The 15,097-nt window shown below is 44.9% G+C and carries 12 protein-coding genes; 6 read left to right on the top strand and 6 right to left on the bottom strand.

Features of this window, described 5'->3' with window-relative positions:
- Entirely contained in the window at positions 1–735 is a 735-nt protein-coding gene (locus tag KFE26_RS01270; RefSeq protein ID WP_011847627.1) for a basic amino acid ABC transporter substrate-binding protein, read from the bottom strand.
- 433 nt (positions 736–1,168) lie between these two features.
- On the opposite strand from KFE26_RS01270, the gene KFE26_RS01265 reads away from it, so the two are divergent.
- Positions 1,169–1,987 carry a hypothetical protein gene (locus KFE26_RS01265; RefSeq protein WP_409437971.1) on the top strand — a complete coding sequence of 273 codons (819 nt, stop codon included), beginning with the start codon at positions 1,169–1,171 and terminating at the stop codon, positions 1,985–1,987.
- A gap of 8 nt (positions 1,988–1,995) precedes the next feature.
- On the opposite strand, the gene KFE26_RS01260 is transcribed toward KFE26_RS01265, so the two are convergent.
- Positions 1,996–2,886, bottom strand: a complete 891-nt coding sequence (locus KFE26_RS01260) for a LysR family transcriptional regulator (RefSeq protein WP_212599405.1) — start codon at positions 2,884–2,886, stop codon at positions 1,996–1,998.
- A gap of 122 nt (positions 2,887–3,008) precedes the next feature.
- Between KFE26_RS01260 and KFE26_RS01255 the strand changes: the two genes are divergently transcribed.
- The 5 genes from KFE26_RS01255 to KFE26_RS01235 all read left to right on the top strand — a co-directional run bounded on the left by KFE26_RS01255 (position 3,009) and on the right by KFE26_RS01235 (position 7,267).
- Positions 3,009–3,443 (top strand): CidA/LrgA family protein, encoded by a 435-nt coding sequence (locus tag KFE26_RS01255; protein ID WP_028761649.1) that lies wholly within the window; start codon positions 3,009–3,011, stop codon positions 3,441–3,443.
- A 2-nt stretch (positions 3,444–3,445) separates the two neighbouring features.
- Entirely contained in the window at positions 3,446–4,165 is a 720-nt protein-coding gene (locus KFE26_RS01250; RefSeq protein WP_028761650.1) for an LrgB family protein, read from the top strand.
- Positions 4,166–4,340: 175 nt separating this feature from the next.
- A complete protein-coding gene (locus KFE26_RS01245; protein WP_212599404.1) occupies positions 4,341–4,832 on the top strand; it encodes a GNAT family N-acetyltransferase in 492 nt (163 codons plus the stop codon).
- Between the two features lie 396 nt (positions 4,833–5,228).
- Positions 5,229–6,197: a D-alanyl-D-alanine endopeptidase gene (pbpG, locus tag KFE26_RS01240; RefSeq protein WP_105251600.1), complete on the top strand. Its 969-nt coding sequence runs from the start codon at positions 5,229–5,231 to the stop codon at positions 6,195–6,197.
- A gap of 164 nt (positions 6,198–6,361) precedes the next feature.
- Positions 6,362–7,267, top strand: coding sequence for a hypothetical protein (locus KFE26_RS01235; protein WP_249195546.1), 906 nt, complete (start codon positions 6,362–6,364; stop codon positions 7,265–7,267).
- 29 nt (positions 7,268–7,296) lie between these two features.
- Here the strand turns inward: KFE26_RS01235 and KFE26_RS01230 are convergent, their stop codons facing one another.
- The 4 genes from KFE26_RS01230 to KFE26_RS01215 all read right to left on the bottom strand — a co-directional run bounded on the left by KFE26_RS01230 (position 7,297) and on the right by KFE26_RS01215 (position 15,074).
- Complete coding sequence (locus KFE26_RS01230) at positions 7,297–8,394, bottom strand: calcium:proton antiporter (RefSeq protein ID WP_025008445.1); 1,098 nt, start codon at positions 8,392–8,394, stop codon at positions 7,297–7,299.
- 143 nt (positions 8,395–8,537) lie between these two features.
- Complete coding sequence (locus tag KFE26_RS01225; RefSeq protein WP_212599403.1) at positions 8,538–10,850, bottom strand: toxin-antitoxin system YwqK family antitoxin; 2,313 nt, start codon at positions 10,848–10,850, stop codon at positions 8,538–8,540.
- 159 nt (positions 10,851–11,009) lie between these two features.
- Positions 11,010–12,764 carry a toxin-antitoxin system YwqK family antitoxin gene (locus KFE26_RS01220; protein WP_212599402.1) on the bottom strand — a complete coding sequence of 585 codons (1,755 nt, stop codon included), beginning with the start codon at positions 12,762–12,764 and terminating at the stop codon, positions 11,010–11,012.
- A gap of 12 nt (positions 12,765–12,776) precedes the next feature.
- The gene (locus KFE26_RS01215; protein ID WP_212599401.1) at positions 12,777–15,074 is read right to left on the bottom strand and encodes a hypothetical protein; all 2,298 of its coding nucleotides are present in this window, start codon (positions 15,072–15,074) and stop codon (positions 12,777–12,779) included.
- Positions 15,075–15,097: the final 23 nt, after the last annotated feature.

The following is a 15,097-nucleotide window of genomic DNA, read 5'->3' as shown; positions in this document are numbered from 1 at the left end:
TCACTTTATATGGGCAGAAACGAGCGTCTGATATTGGCCGTCGGCTTTCATGTTAGCCAGTGTTTTATTGATGCTCGCCAGCAGTTCAGGCTGCTCTTTCGACACGGCGAAACCATAAAACTCAGCAGGAAAATCCAGTTTAATCATCTTTAATTCAGGATTTTTAGCCAGATAGTTAGCGGCAGGTTCGCTGTCGAATAACACTAAATCTACCTTTGAATTTTTAAGCTCCATAATGGCTTCGAAACCCGTATTAAAGGCGGTGATATTTTGGGTGTATTTTTTCGACATAATGTCAGCGGTGGTGCCTAACTGCACCGCAAAGTGTTTGCCCTTAATATCTTCAAGCGTATGAATGCTATCGTTATCTTTGTTGACGAGTACGACTTGAGTCGCTTCGTAGTAAGGCTCAGAGAAGTTTACGTTTGCTTGACGTTCGGCGGTTATCGTCATGCCTGAGGCGATAAAATCAATCTTGCCTGAGTTGAGTGCGACGATCAGTGAATCGAACTTCATGTTTTCGACTTTGAGCGTTTTGCCCGCATCTTTAGCGATTTGCTTGGCCAGATCGATATCAAAGCCTTTGATTTCATCGCCACTTTGGCCGCCAACATATTCAAAAGGAGGGAAGGCGGCATTAGTGCCAACGACTAACACGTCATCGCTTTTTCCGCATCCAGCTAACAACAAGGTGGCAGTTAAGGTCAGGCCGCCTAATAACATGGATTTTTTCATTTAAGACTCTCTTGTTCGATTTCACTATCAGTGTGGCGACTATAGGCAGATGAGCATTAAGTGTCAATAATTATGCTGTTAATTTGATTAAAAATTCATTTCTATTTTGCGGTTTTCAGTCGCAAGATTGAGGGGCGCTGCTTTCCTGTACAAATTTGTGTGTAAGTTGTTTTCTCTGGGTTGAATTATTGTGTTTTGGTCTATAACTATTGTAACTGTTAGGTTTTTGGCTATCTATACTTCTGTGGTGTTTATTAGCGGCTGCTCAATGAGAGTGTCATAATTTGAACTATCGCCTATTATTCTTTGATTAAATTGGCTAGTTTAGCCGCTCTTTAACGGCAACCTTAGTTGGTGTTATTCCTATTTTATGCAGTTTAATCCTCTGGCTGATTTGATTATCAAGCTAGAAACGATGTTTCAGGAGTTAAAAGTGAACTATCTCAACTCAGCATTAGTGTGCTTAGCCCTGTGCTTATCGAGTGCACTGCAGGCCGAAGAGCAAACTCAGTGGCATTACAGCTTAGGCAGCCATGATTTTGTGGTCGAGGATTCTCACACCTTAGGGGTGAATGCGAGTCTATTGTTAGAACATAAAACCCAAAGCGATATTTTGCTGACGGCGGCGCTGGATGCCTATATAGACGTAGATGTCGATAAACTCGACCCTGACCACATCCCTGTGTGGTTTAAGTCTGCCTATGCCGCGAGCGGTGAACTTTATCGTGTTAATCCCGCGTTTTCATTTGGTTGGCAGTTCGATTTACAGGGAAAGCGTAATACCGTTAGCTCGGTTGAGAAACAAGCTAAGGTATTTCCTGGGCTGACAGCTAACTTTGATGGGCAAGCATTACAGGCTCAGTTCAATGCGGGTGCGGGTTATTACTATCTCGAAATCGATGACGATGTGCCTAGAACTCGAGGTTACGATCGTGGCGATTTTGGGAATGGTACGTTTGCTTATACCTTTATGGGAAGTGTAGGGGCAAATGTGACGCCTAAGCTACATATGCAAGTGGCCGCACAAACCTGGCAAGACGAAGACCAATGGTTAGAGAATCAATATCGCTTTGAGCTGAGTTACCAAACCGATTTTTGGCGGCCTAATAGCGTGTTAATGCTGAGTGCTGAGCACACGCAATACAATTTAGACCACTATGCCAAAGTCGATGTTAACTCGGCTGAGTATTTGCCTATTCTGCCATGGGATAGCGATACGCTAGTGCGTTTAAGCTTAGTGGTTCCTTGGTAAGAATAGGGTTATTTATGGGTTAAGTGCTTCTCGACTAAGGCGATCATGGCTTGAGCCGCGAAGGACAATACTTGGTCTTTGCGCCAAAAGAGGGATAACTCCCAGCGCAGCTCGTCACTCGCCAGTGGGATATTTACGACGCCGGGCACGCTGTAGCGCCGCGCGATGGAGCGCGGCAATACCATAACCCCTGTGCCCGCGGCGACTAAGGCAATACCGAAATCGGCTTGGCTAACGCGGGTGATGTTTTTAGGGACAAATCCGGCGTGTCGGCAGGCATTGAGCACTAATTGATAGAGAGTGTATTCGGTTTCGAACATCACCTGAGGGTCGGCACTGAGATCGCTAAACGATAATATCTGTCGGGTGGATAACGGATTTTCCTTGGGAAGCACCACTACCATAGGATCGTTAAACACGCGTATGCCGTCATAGCCCTCATCAAAATCAATAATCCCAGTAGCCAGTTCAATTTCGCCCTTTTGGATTGCCGCGGTTTGCTCTACACCGCCACGGACGAGTAAGTGCATCTCTATCTGCGGATATTGCTGGCGATATTTGGCAATAATCGGGGCAAAAATTTCGGCACTGCCTAGAGGAGCCAATCCGAGATTGAGTTCGCCCGCGGTTAAACTGCGTTGGGCCGTGAGCTCAGAGAGCATGCGTTGTCGGCCAGCGAGTAACTCTTTGCCATGTCGATAAACAACTTCGCCCGCGGGCGTGAGTTTGACTTGGGTGCCGCGTTTACCGCGTTCGAGTAAGATGAGGTCTAGCTCCTCTTCCAATTGGCGTACGGCTTTTGATAGTGCAGGTTGGGTGAGATGGACTTTTTCGCTGGCTTTACCGAAGCCTCCAGCATCGACGATTTCGATAAAATAGCGGATAACTTTGAGGTCCATTAAGGTTCACCTTTAAATGTATTCTTAAAATTCATGCATTACATTCTTAATATTCATTTTTTTTATCAAATAGGCAAGCCTAGAATAGCCCTATAGAAAACTTTGTTCTAACCGAGAAAATCATGTCATTCCCACAAGCCGCAATACGTCAGTGTCGACATTGGGCTTTGTTATTAAGCCAAATCGGCCTCTTCTGTTTACTGTCCTTCGCATGTCACTGGTTCGCCACTTGGGCACATTCTCCTATTCCAGGAAGTGTGATTGGCTTAGGCATACTCTTATTTTTATTAGGTTTTAAACTTATTCCTGAAAATGCCGTGCAACTGGGCGCTGCTTGGTTGATTGGTGAGTTATTGCTGTTTTTCATCCCGCCAGTGATATCCGTTATTAAGTACGAAGGTTTGTTTGAGCAATACGGCACCAATATATTGTTCACTTTAGTGATGGGCAGTGTGTGTGTGATGTTTGGTACAGGCTTTGTGGTCGATAGAGTGTTTCGTTTTGAGCGCCAACTGAACATCAAAAAGCAAGCCCGTCGCCACGCTAAGGCGGCTTAATGATGACTGACTCAAAAGTGGTGGATTTTGTGTTGTCGCAGACCGGATTAGCCTTATTCAGCTTATTGCTGACAATATTCTGTTACTTCGGTGCCAAGCGTCTCTATAAGTACCATAGAGTCTGGTGGTTAGCGCCCATAGTGTTAGCGCCAATAGTGATTACCTTATTGGTGTTTAATCTTAAGATCCCGCTGCCAACCTATTTTGAATACACCCATTGGTTGATGGCCATGTTAGCGCCAGCGACTATCGCCTTTGCTTTGCCGATTTATCGTGAGCGTAACTTGATCCGTCAGTATCCGCTGACGATAGGGTTAGGTGTAACGGCCGGATTGTTTCTGGGGATGATGTCTTCTTGGCTGCTGGTGAAGTTTGTGCCTCTGCCGGTGGAGTTGTCTAAGAGTTTGCTGGTACGTTCGGTGTCGACGCCCTTTGCGATGGAGGCGACCAGTGCCTTTGGCGGCGTGCCTGAGTTGACGGCCATGATGGTGTTAATTACAGGCGTCATTGGCATCTTGGTGTGCGATCCCTTATTCAAATTTATGCGTATTCGTACTTCGTTAGGTAAAGGCGTTGCTCTAGGGGCATCTGCCCATGGTGCGGGCGCCGCAAAAGCCAATGAAATCGGCAAGCAAGAGGGCGTTATCGCCAGTTTGACTATGATTTTTATTGGTATCGCTATGGTGTTAGGCGCACCCGTTTTTGCATTGATTTTTATCTAGGTTTTGAATGCTATCGTGTGAGTTTTATGGCTTGAATTTACACACCTCAATTTCGGCAAATTTGCCTCTTCGAGCGCTAACTCCTTCTCGGTTATGCGCTTTTTTTTTGAGCTTACCTTCATAAAATGTGGCATGCTGTACCAAGTTGAAATACATAGTATTAATGGTGATACCTATGTCTAGTAAGTCAGACAAACAACCAAACACGCAATACAGCGTGAGTTTACGCCAGATTATTGAAAGTGATCTTGAAGCTATTTTTGTGCATCAAAGCGATCCCATTGCTAACCAGCTTGCTCAATTTCCTCCTCGGGATCGGGAAGCGTTTTTTAAACATTGGCATCAAAATATTCTGGGACAAGTGAATGTATTACCAAGGGCGATAGTGGTCGATGGCAAGTTTGTGGGCAATATTGGGCATTGGCAAAGTGATGGACAAGCGCTTATAGGGTATTGGATTGACCGTGAATATTGGGGCAAAGGTATAGCGACACAGACCTTAGCGCAATTTTTGCCTTTAGTCAGTTTAAGACCCCTCTTTGCCCATGTGGCTAAACATAATTTAGCTTCACAGCGAGTGCTGCTCAGACACGGCTTTGTGCTGACAGACCAACTGATACAAGAGTGTGAAGATACTGAAGCTTTACTCGAATTTGTCTTACGCTAGCGGATAAGATGCTATAACGCGACATTTTAGGGCGTATGTTAACGCTTTCATTCGCCTAAAATGACGTATTTAGATGCTTGAAACCACTGTTGTACAGGGACTTTTGTTAAAAGTGCAAAAAGTCGCCCATTATTTTCATTTCAAATTATTCTACTGAAAAAAGCCTCTTCCTAAGATTTTGTCTCTACTGTAATTGAAAAGCCTAGATCTAGATGCTTTATTGCTCTGGATTGGTGACAGGTTAAGCTGGTTTTATATAAAAAAATTGAGAAGAAAGTGCTGATCTTACTGATAAAAGTCTAATTGCATTCTATTTCTTTCACTGTAGAACTCCTATACTTAGCCAAAACCTGTGCCATAGCACAATCGATCCCTTATCTATTCAGTGAAATCTATATGAAGATCCGTTTTCTGCTCAGTAGTTTTATTCTTGCGTGCAGCAGTCTCACCGTTGCCACGACAGCGCATTCAGCCGATTCGGCCTCTGTCGCATATAAAAGCACCAAAACTCAATCGACAGCAAAAACGAAGCAAGCACCATTAAAGCAAGAAATTGCAGGACGTAGTGCGATAGTCGTGGACTTAAAAACCAATGAAGTGCTTTATTCCAATAATCCTAATGCAGTAATGTCAATTGCATCTGTCACTAAGTTGATGACAGCTATGGTAGTGCTGGATGCAAAGTTACCTATGGAGCAAAAGCTTGCGGTAAACATCCGTGATACCAAAGAAATGAAAGGTGTTTATTCTCGAGTTCGTATCGGCAGTGAAATCAGCCGTAAAGAAATGTTATTACTGACCTTAATGTCATCAGAAAACCGTGCAGCTGCAAGTCTTGCACATCATTATCCCGGTGGTCATAAAGCTTTTATTAAGGCGATGAATGCCAAAGCAAAAGCGCTGGGAATGAAAAATACCCGCTATGTTGAACCTACAGGTTTATCCTATAAAAACGTTTCGAGTGCCAGTGATCTGATTGTATTACTCAAGGCCAGTGAAAAGTATCCTATGCTAGGCCAGCTGAGTTCGACCGAGAAGAAGACGGTTACCTTTGCCAACCCAAGATACAGTTTAGATTTTCGTAATACCAATCGTTTGGTTTATAAAGATAACTGGGATATTCATCTAACCAAAACAGGCTTTACGAATGCAGCAGGGCATTGCCTTGTGATGCGTACTGAAATGGCAAAACGCCAAGTGGCATTTGTCGTGCTCGATGCCTACGGCAAATATACGCATATTGCGGATGCTAACCGTTTACGTAACTGGTTAGAGACTGGCAAAGTCACTCCTATTCCTGCTGAAGCTAAGCAATACAAGAAACAACGTAGCCAGCAGCAATTAGCTAAGTTGAGTGAGACCTAGTTTCTCGGTTGCAGCTCTATAAAAGTACAAACATAAAGGCCAGATGAGCAATCAATCTGGCCTTTATGTTTTAACGCTTTGAGTTTCTACTCAATTTTGATAAATTTATGATGGATTTGAGCGTACCATAGTCGTTATTTTATGTTCTCAAGGATGACATTTGTGTGGATGTATTTTTAAAAAAAATTCAACTTATCTATTTTCCCTTCTTATTTCTCAGCCTGTTATTTGTTTCTGGTTACAGTTTTGTCCATTGGCTGTTGTTGGTTAACCTTGAGTTTTTTAGCCTAGATGAAGATATCGTTAATTTGTGGCTGCCGCAGATACTGTCTTGGCTATTGTCGATCATTTATATCAGGCCTAGGCTAAAACGACTCAAGTTTGTTAAAGATAATTCGCGCTTTTTCTATTTATTGATCGCGGTGCAATTAATGGCTGTTCCTTGCATCGTTGCGCAGGAATATCTCAAGACTACCACGGGGAAGTTAACGCAATTAGCATCGATACAAGAATTGTATCTCCATAAAAATACTCAGTATTATCAGTTTCAGCAATCTTATATTGATAAGACGCAAATTGGTTTGCAGCGAAGCCTAGAGGTTACAGGTAAACATAGTAGTCACTTAAATATGGCGCTGTATATCGCTATGCCTATTTTTGCAGAGCGTGCAGACAGTTGGCATGCTAAGGCCCTCGCTTGGTATGGTAAAGTTTATCAGCAGGAGATCAGTAATCGACTTGAACCCAATGAGAAAGAAGCGCAATTCAAAGCGTTTTTGGCTAAATCCCTAAATGAGTTCAATGAGTTGGATCCCCAGAGTTTTGTTTACCTTGAACGATTAGCCCCATCCTCTCTTCGTTCAGAGTTGCTCAGCGCCGCACAAAAAAGTCCGCTTTATCAAGCTGAACATCAAACGATTTTTATGCCCAAATTTGAACCATTTGAGGCTCGTAATGGCTATAAGTTAGTGTGGATTTTTATCTGGTTTGTTGTTGGCGCTTTAGTCTGGTTTGTACTCTTACTGCGGGTCAATCTGGATGAGAAAAGCGTAAAGCCGAGACGCAAATAAATCACGCTCGGCCTTGGATTTAATAAAGTTTAGGCATGTTCAAACATTAAGAACAAGTAAACGATAAACAAGACTATATGAGTCGCGCCGTGCAATGCATTGGTGCGACCGCTGCTAAAGCTTACCTTACAGACCATTAAACTGGTGATTAACAGCACCATGTCGGCGGGTGACAGGCCTAAATGGACTTCTTGATCTATCACGCTGCCAATAATTAATACCGCGGGGACTGTGAGTGCAATCGTCGCGAGCACTGAGCCAAAATACAGATTCATCGCCCGCTGTAATTGATTGTTTAACGCGGCCTTAAAGCCTCCCACAGCTTCGGGGGATAAAATCAAGCAGGCCACAATAAAGCCCCCTAATGCCTGTGGAGCGCCTAGGGTTGCTACGCTGTAATTGATGGGCATAGCTAAGGTTTTTGCCAGCAAAATGACTACGAGTAAGTAGCCAATTAATAGAATCGTATGGTAAGCATTACTGCGCAGTATGCCGTGGTGTTCCTCATGGTCTTCATGATCGGCATCGACAAAGAAATGGCTGTGGCTCTTCGTCTGTACCACTAAAAAGACGCCATAGAGCAGAATCGAAATAATGATCAGCATCCAAGACATGGCTTTAGACATGCCGCCAATAGTGCCACCTTCGGTAAAATTGGGCAGTACTAAACAGAGTAGGGCGAGGGGAATAATCGCCACGAGATAGGATTTTACGCCATCTAAATTGAAATGCTGGGTATGGTAACGCCAGCCGCCAAGTAATAATGTAAAGCCCACTAAGCCATTGATGATCAACATGACGACGGCGAACATAGTGTCGCGTGCCATGACAGGGTTGGGTTCTCCGGTCAGCATCACGGAGGAGATCATCACCACTTCGAGTGAAATGACCGATAAAGTTAAGATTAAGGTGCCATAGGGATCGCCAAGCTTAATCGCTAGTGCATCTGAGTGGCGTACCACAGAGAAAATGGCCCAAGTCACTACACCCAATAGGGCGAGTGAAACGGGAATATAGGTCGAGAGGGCGGTGCCATCGGCGAGTAAGCTATCGCCACCGGTTTTAAAGAATACTAAGGTCAGTATTCCCAGTAGCAGGGCTAACTCGTCTTTCATAAATGTCTTCATAGGCAATTTGTCCTAAACGAAAAAAAAGGCCGTTAGTATAGACACTGGTTATGGCACACTTTGCATGAAACTTCCTTTAGATTTGGAGTTAAGGATAAATGTTTGAACTAGATCGCTTTTTAATCTAAAACCCCATTTTTAAGCTAGCCATGGTGTTCTGTTTTAATCAGCTTGCCGAGTTGATCATAATGATTCCAATCCCCTGATTCTCGATCGCTGAGATAACTGCCTTCAGTGCGTTTTTCACCATTAGGCCAAAAACTTTGCCATAGACCTTCCTTGCGATCCCTAAGATAAGTGCCTTGTTCGGCTAACTTGCCATTGTTGTGGTAATAGCTGGCATCGCCTTCTTTTTGGCCTTTCACCCAAGTTTCAACGAGTTCTGGCTTACCGTTCTGGTGATATTGCTTAACTTGACCATCAAGCGACCCCTTAGCATAAATTGCCTCTAATTTGAGTTGGCCGTTACTGTAATATTCTTTCGTTTGGCCATGGCTTTGACCGTCTAAAAACTCAGTGCTAGCAGCTTGCATACCGTCCTCAAACCAGCTTTCCCACAATCCAGTTTGATTACCTTTATCCATAGCCCCGCTGAGTTTTAGCTGGCCATTGTTGGGATAGTACTCGGCATATGTGCCTGTTTTATCATTTTTATCATAGGTTTCTGAGCGGTAAACCACTTGCTTAAAGCTGTAAAACTCGCGAATTCCGTGGCGCTTGTTTTCCTGCCAATGGCTTTTTTGCTGGATATTCCCCTCGGGGATTGTGCCATAGGTAGGGTCTTTTTCTTCGTAGCGATAATCCGTCCATAGACCGGTTTTTTGGTCGTCCAGATACTCCCCAGTCACACGGCGGCGTCCGTGGTAATACTCTGTATAGTTACCATTAAGTTTGCCATTGGCGAAGGTTTGCTCCCGTTGTTTCAGGCCTTCGCTGTACTGTATCCATAGGCCTTCTTTATTGCCGCTTTGATATGTGCCTTCTTCATTGGGATCACCATTGGCATACCAGCGGGCGAAATGGCCATCAAGAGGGTAACGACTGGCATTGTCTTTTTTATCCCGTGCGTAGTGAGATACTTCCCGAGGTTTACCGTTATCGTAAAATGACTCATATTTTCCGACCCATTGGCCATCGATACGTTCGCCGCGCTCACTCACTGTGCCGTCGTCAAAATAGGTTTCTGATTTCCCTGTTGGTTTACCTTCAACGTATTGATCTAGCGTCCGCAGCTTGCCATTGTTGTGGTAACGGCGTGATTCACCGTGACGTTGCCCTTGTCGCCATTGCTCGGAGGATTGCAGCTTGCCAGCGTGATAGCGCTCAAATAGACCATCCTTAAATCCCATGTCGTAGTGGCTTTTTTCGAGCAAATTGCCTTCGGTATCATAACGCTCCGATGGTCCATGAAGCGGGTATTGGCCATTGTCAGTCAGCTTTGAGTCTTGGTAGTTACGTAATTCTTTAAGTTGGCCGTTGTTGTGGAAATACTTTTGCGTACCAGCGAGTAGATCCTGTTTATAGTTGAGAGTGCTGGTGAGAATGCCCTCGGCATTAAAATATTGCTGTGGCCCGTCTAATGCACCATTAACATACTGTTCTTCAACTTGTAATTTACCTGCATCATTAAATTGCTGGCATTTACCTTGGCGTTGCCCAGCGCTATATTGGCAGCGGCTGGCGAGTTCACCATTGGGGTAAAATGTCCGTTCTTCACCCTCGAGCAGATTGAGATTAAACTGGCTGCTGCTCGATTTAGTCCCGTCATCGAAAAAGGTTTCCCATGCTCCTTGGCGACGGCCTTCTGCATCGAAGCGGCCCGTCACTGTGGCTTGTCCATTGGGATTTTGTTCTAAATAAGAACCTGAGAGTTGGTTGTTCGCATAGCTCTGGCTTTGGGACAAGGTGCCGTTTTCATAGAAACTTTCCCATTTCCCGTGGCGCAGGTTATCGAGGTAGCTTTCTTGGGCTTGCAGTTTGCCACTGGCATAGAAACGTTTTACTTGCTCCTTTTTACCGTCTTTATAGCGCGTCGTTTGGCTGAGATGGCCGCTGCTGTTGTATTCCTTCCATTCGCCCGTGGGCACGCCTTTGGTAAATTGCTGTTCCTCAGTAACGGCGCCGCTCAAATCGAACATATGCCAAGTGCCATCTTGATAACCCTGCTGATAGTTTCCTTCGACTAGTTTGCTGTTATTGGTATGAAATACTTGCCATTTACCATTAGGGATCCCCTCGGAAAACTGCCCTAAGGTATAGCCTTGGTTATCGCGCACTATGGCGATATCGCCATTTAAGGGCATGCCAGTGGCGAGATTGTAATAGCTGGGAATTCCGTCCTGTTGGCGGATTTCGACCATCATGGAGGAGAGATTTTGCGCTGCTTGTACATGGACACTGGTTAAGCTGGCTCCCGCAATCGCGAGGCTGATAAAGCGAAATGGCGTATTGAACATGCTGATTCCTTGCTCTGTTCTGGGTCTTAAGGCCGCGCGGTTTGCAGCCTATACAAGAATCCTAATTTTTTGCTGTTGAGTTTATTTATCGGGCTGTGCACTTATATACAGTGCACAGCGCCAAGGGTTAAGTTAATCGATTAAGCGAATATTCTTAGGCTAAAAAATAGGGAAAACATGGTCCGAGGTAATCACCGGCGGCGGTATTTCCCGATTTAAAAACTCGCCATGATGGAAGCTATTGATCACTTCTATCCAGCCATTATCCCTAAATTCGTATTGTTTACCATGAAGCCTGCCCTGCTCGTCATAATTCGCTATTTCAAGCACATAGTCTTCGGTATTACGCAGTTCCCAGTGGCCGACTTGTTTACCTTGGTCGAAGCGTCCGTACCAATAGTGTCTCTCAGGATTTGGCATTGGGTTGAAACCGAACTCACCATGGGTGTACACCCAGTCGCCATCCTGTTGCCCATTGCGGTATTCGCCCTTTTCATACAATTGGCCGTCAGTGGCGTAGCGTTGTACTAATCCTTCGGGTTTGCCATGGTTAAAGTTTATTAATTCAAGCAATTGCCCTGAACTTGTCTCATTACGGAACTCACCATCGAGCTCGCCTTGGGCATCATAGCTAAAGGTGAGGGAGGCATCTTCTTGTTGTTTTTTCCATTTGCCTGAGGGCTTGTCATTGGCATATTGGCCTTGCTCGGCCAGCCATTGTTCCCCTGTCTCATGGTTAATTTTCAGCATTTCGTAGGGGCCTTCGCGCTTACCCTCTTTAAAATACTCGCGGGTAATCACTTTTACAGTTTGACTTCGGTTTAGGGTTTGTAGATATAAACCGGTCAATTGGTTATCGATATGCTCGCTGCGGCTAATTAACTCTCCTTGCTCAAATATTTCGTTGAGAACCCATTTTTTAAGCTTGTCTTCTTCGATGTTAGAGGTAAGTTGACCGTCACTAAAGCGTTGATGCTTACGGTAAACCCAGCTGTTGTTTTGGTGTTTTTCTTCGGTTGAACTGAGCATGTCACCCTTTTCATCGTATTTAACCGATAAGGTCACATTCCATGGTGCTTCTATGATTTCCTTTTGTGCTATCTGGCCATTTTCATAGTAATCCAGCTGTTCACCGACTTTATAGTCATTGTGGTAGCGGTAGTGGCGCTTTACCTTGCCATCGTCGAAATATTCGAAGTAATCCCCGTGTTTCTTACCTTTGACATAAGCTTGGGTCGAAATGATTTTACCAAAGCCCCAATTGGTCTCGTTGCCATGTGTAAGCCCATCCACCATAGGGATTTCGACGTGTAAGTTGCCATTGTCATAGTACTGGGTAACACAAGTACCACTATTACAGACCTTGCCCCTAAGCTTGCCCTCGCTATCAAAAAGCTCGCTTATACCGACCTCTTTGTCATCTTTATAGGTCGTTTTGTACCGGGTCTTCCCATCTTCCCAGTAACCCGTTTCAAGGCCTTGTTTAACACCATTTTCATAGTGCGATTCAACATACAATTGACCCGTGGCGATATATTTTTTGAGCAGGCCATGAAGTTGACCTTGCTCGTTGCGAAAGCCTTGTTCGTAGGGCTTGCCATCCTCAAAGTAGCATTGATAAGCACCGCGAAATTGTTCGCTTGTGAGGGTTTTGCCAATTTTGTTATCGGCGAGGGCACTGGCGCAGAAAAGCATATCGTTATTTTTGTAATAAACCTCAGCCTTATAATTTCCGTCGATAACTTCGGTCGATTTTTTTAGATAGTATTGAGCCTGTTTTTCATCTTTGACAACCTTCCAATGGGCATCGAGTAACACCTTTTGTGCATTGGCATTGGCATTGGCACTGGCACTGATAGTGATACAAATAAGTACCAGTGCTCCAAGGAGCAGTTTTACTGTAAATAGACGCATAACCGCTCCTTTTTATGGCAAAGGTTTAAAGGTGAATTCATAGGGGATGTCGACGGGGTTTTGAGAGAGAGTCATATAACTCACCTTCGCTGCAGGGCCCGCCACACTCAAATAGCGGCCATCGACCAGCGCCTCTTTAATCCGCAGTTCGGTGGTTTCGGGCAGTCGAATCGTTAGGGATTTGCCTTGGGCATCCTCGACTTTAAAGTAGTTCTTAAGATCTTTACTCGGCTCGTCACCATAACCGGTTTTTGTTAGCCAAGCTTGTAAATCGATTAACCAAGGACGTGGGTTAGCTGCCTGCTCTAAGGGTTGCCAACTGATATCACCTTGGCAATGGATTTTTCCTTGGATGTGTTTATCGTAGAAAAACTGCCGCTCGCGGTCGGGCGTCATCAGGGTATAGGCTGGTCCGTTTGGGGCATTATGCTCAAACAGCCAAGTGACTTCGTGTTTCCCTTCTTTAAAACCTTGTTCTATTTCAGGTTTACAGGCACTCGCTAATGCGGCTGACATGGGAATATACAGATTATGGCCATTTTCAGTCTCAGGTTTTATCCCTTGGATCGCACTGATTTCGGCGTTTGATGGCTCAAGATCTTGATAGAGGAAGTTATTGAGGCTCGAATCGCCAAACTCGCTTAAGGGATTGGCCAGATTTTGGTTGTAGTCGGTAAAGGTCACAAAGCGGATGTTCTTGGTTTGGCTTAACTCCGGCTGTGGCCGGCTCTCCAGTATTACAACGGTTTTAGGGATTTCATCTAGCTTAAGTAGCAGGGCGCGGGTGCTAAGGTGATGAGGATCATCGACACCGATTAATTCCCCCAGTAGTTCCTTATCCGTCACCGTTAACCATTTAGGATAATCACCATCGCGACGGGCTTCGGCCATCTTTCCTTTAAATTGTTGAAAAGGAAGGTTAATGTTTTTAGTCTTACTCTGCTTTGTCACGACTTTAAATAGCTTTGCCTCGGCGTCGAGCACCTGAATGGTGAGGCTCGCATCGCCGAAGGCGTAAGGATTCGCGACCAGTTCATCCCACGACTTTTCGACTATCTTATTGCTTTCGGGGATAAGGGTCAGCTTGGCGGTGATATGGTCTATCTGCTTGAGTTTATTGGCGGTGTTGTCCCAGCCTGTGGCGATAAGATCCACCGAAGACTCAATCGAGCGGTTGAAATTCATCGCCACACCTCTGCTGTGCTGCCAGAAGTGAATGTCTATCGGATTTCCACTGGCATCAAAGGCGGCTAAGTCTTCATAATGCACATTAGCAACCACATATCGCGGGCTTATATTATGCACAAAGCGCAATTGCAGCACTTCTGGCGTGTCAGCGCCCCATGGGCCAATATTATCAAGAATACCTTGCTGATCAGGTAATAAGGATTTTATAAAGTCCTTATCATGGGCTTTATATTCCCGAGGAACATCGCTGATAGGGTACAGCTCTTTTTGCAGATCATCTATATCACGCTCCGCATCGTAGCGAGCGTCGGCATGCCAAAGCATGCTCATAATATAAGGGCTATCCTTGGGCGCCATGGCGATGCGGCGGGTGAGGGTACTGCCTTTGCTCTCTTCCTGTTGAAAAAACGCCATGCTCTCTAACCAGCCGGTTTTGCGGTTAAGCTCGAACTTTCCATAGGCCTTAAAGTTGTCTTTCTCACCTTGTACTACTGCAAATAACTTATCTTCGGTCACTTGCTCAACCGTCCAAGTTAGGCGTGCATCCATGGGGGCGCTGATGCTATAACCGACCCTAGGCTCAAGTGCTACAGGCAAGGTTGGAGCTTGTTTAAACAAGCTATTAAGATTCACCCAGTGGTCAAATAATTCCTTGATATCTTTTTGATCCATCTTGGCAATGGGAGTCAGTTGGCGGACTTCACCATTGTTAAATTCCACATTAAAGCCATCTTTAACCAACTGAAAGATTTCATTAGAGTTACCTTTAGGGTCGATATTACTCACCGGAATCGGCATGCCATAATCGCTAATTTGCAGCATATTAGGTTGGATAAAAAAACGGGCGTTATGGGTTAACGGCGTTGTTAAGCTGGTCGCCTTACCCTCTGCATTCTGTAATTGGTAATCCAGCAGCAGTCGTGCCTGCAGCACTTTGCGGGTTTCAAAGCCATCATTGAGGTTTATGGTGGAGATAATCTGATATTCACGCTCTGTGGGTATGTTGGTATTAACTGAATTGGAGGGTGACGTTGAGTTATCGCAGGCGGCGAGCACTAAGGCTATGCCTAGTGCTGTTATACCGATTGCGGCGTTAACTGCCTTGTATTTCACTATGGCCATTCGTACTCCTTTGGCTACGCATG

Origin of the sequence: Shewanella sp. M16 (genome assembly GCF_018224605.1) — a bacterium.
GTDB classification, from domain to species: domain Bacteria; phylum Pseudomonadota; class Gammaproteobacteria; order Enterobacterales; family Shewanellaceae; genus Shewanella; species Shewanella oncorhynchi.
This window is presented reverse-complemented; position numbering and strand designations above follow the sequence as displayed.

Excerpts from the sequence above, each read along its gene's own strand:
- KFE26_RS01255 (WP_028761649.1), top strand. The coding sequence starts at position 3,009 with ATGTCATTCCCACAAGCCGCAATACGTCAGTGTCGACATTGGGCTTTG.
- KFE26_RS01245 (WP_212599404.1), top strand. The coding sequence starts at position 4,341 with ATGTCTAGTAAGTCAGACAAACAACCAAACACGCAATACAGCGTGAGT.
- KFE26_RS01220 (WP_212599402.1), bottom strand. The coding sequence starts at position 12,764 with ATGCGTCTATTTACAGTAAAACTGCTCCTTGGAGCACTGGTACTTATT.
- KFE26_RS01230 (WP_025008445.1), bottom strand. The coding sequence starts at position 8,394 with ATGAAGACATTTATGAAAGACGAGTTAGCCCTGCTACTGGGAATACTG.
- KFE26_RS01270 (WP_011847627.1), bottom strand. The coding sequence starts at position 735 with ATGAAAAAATCCATGTTATTAGGCGGCCTGACCTTAACTGCCACCTTG.
- KFE26_RS01215 (WP_212599401.1), bottom strand. The coding sequence starts at position 15,074 with ATGGCCATAGTGAAATACAAGGCAGTTAACGCCGCAATCGGTATAACA.
- KFE26_RS01225 (WP_212599403.1), bottom strand. The coding sequence starts at position 10,850 with ATGTTCAATACGCCATTTCGCTTTATCAGCCTCGCGATTGCGGGAGCC.
- KFE26_RS01260 (WP_212599405.1), bottom strand. The coding sequence starts at position 2,886 with ATGGACCTCAAAGTTATCCGCTATTTTATCGAAATCGTCGATGCTGGA.
- pbpG (WP_105251600.1), top strand. The coding sequence starts at position 5,229 with ATGAAGATCCGTTTTCTGCTCAGTAGTTTTATTCTTGCGTGCAGCAGT.
- KFE26_RS01250 (WP_028761650.1), top strand. The coding sequence starts at position 3,446 with ATGACTGACTCAAAAGTGGTGGATTTTGTGTTGTCGCAGACCGGATTA.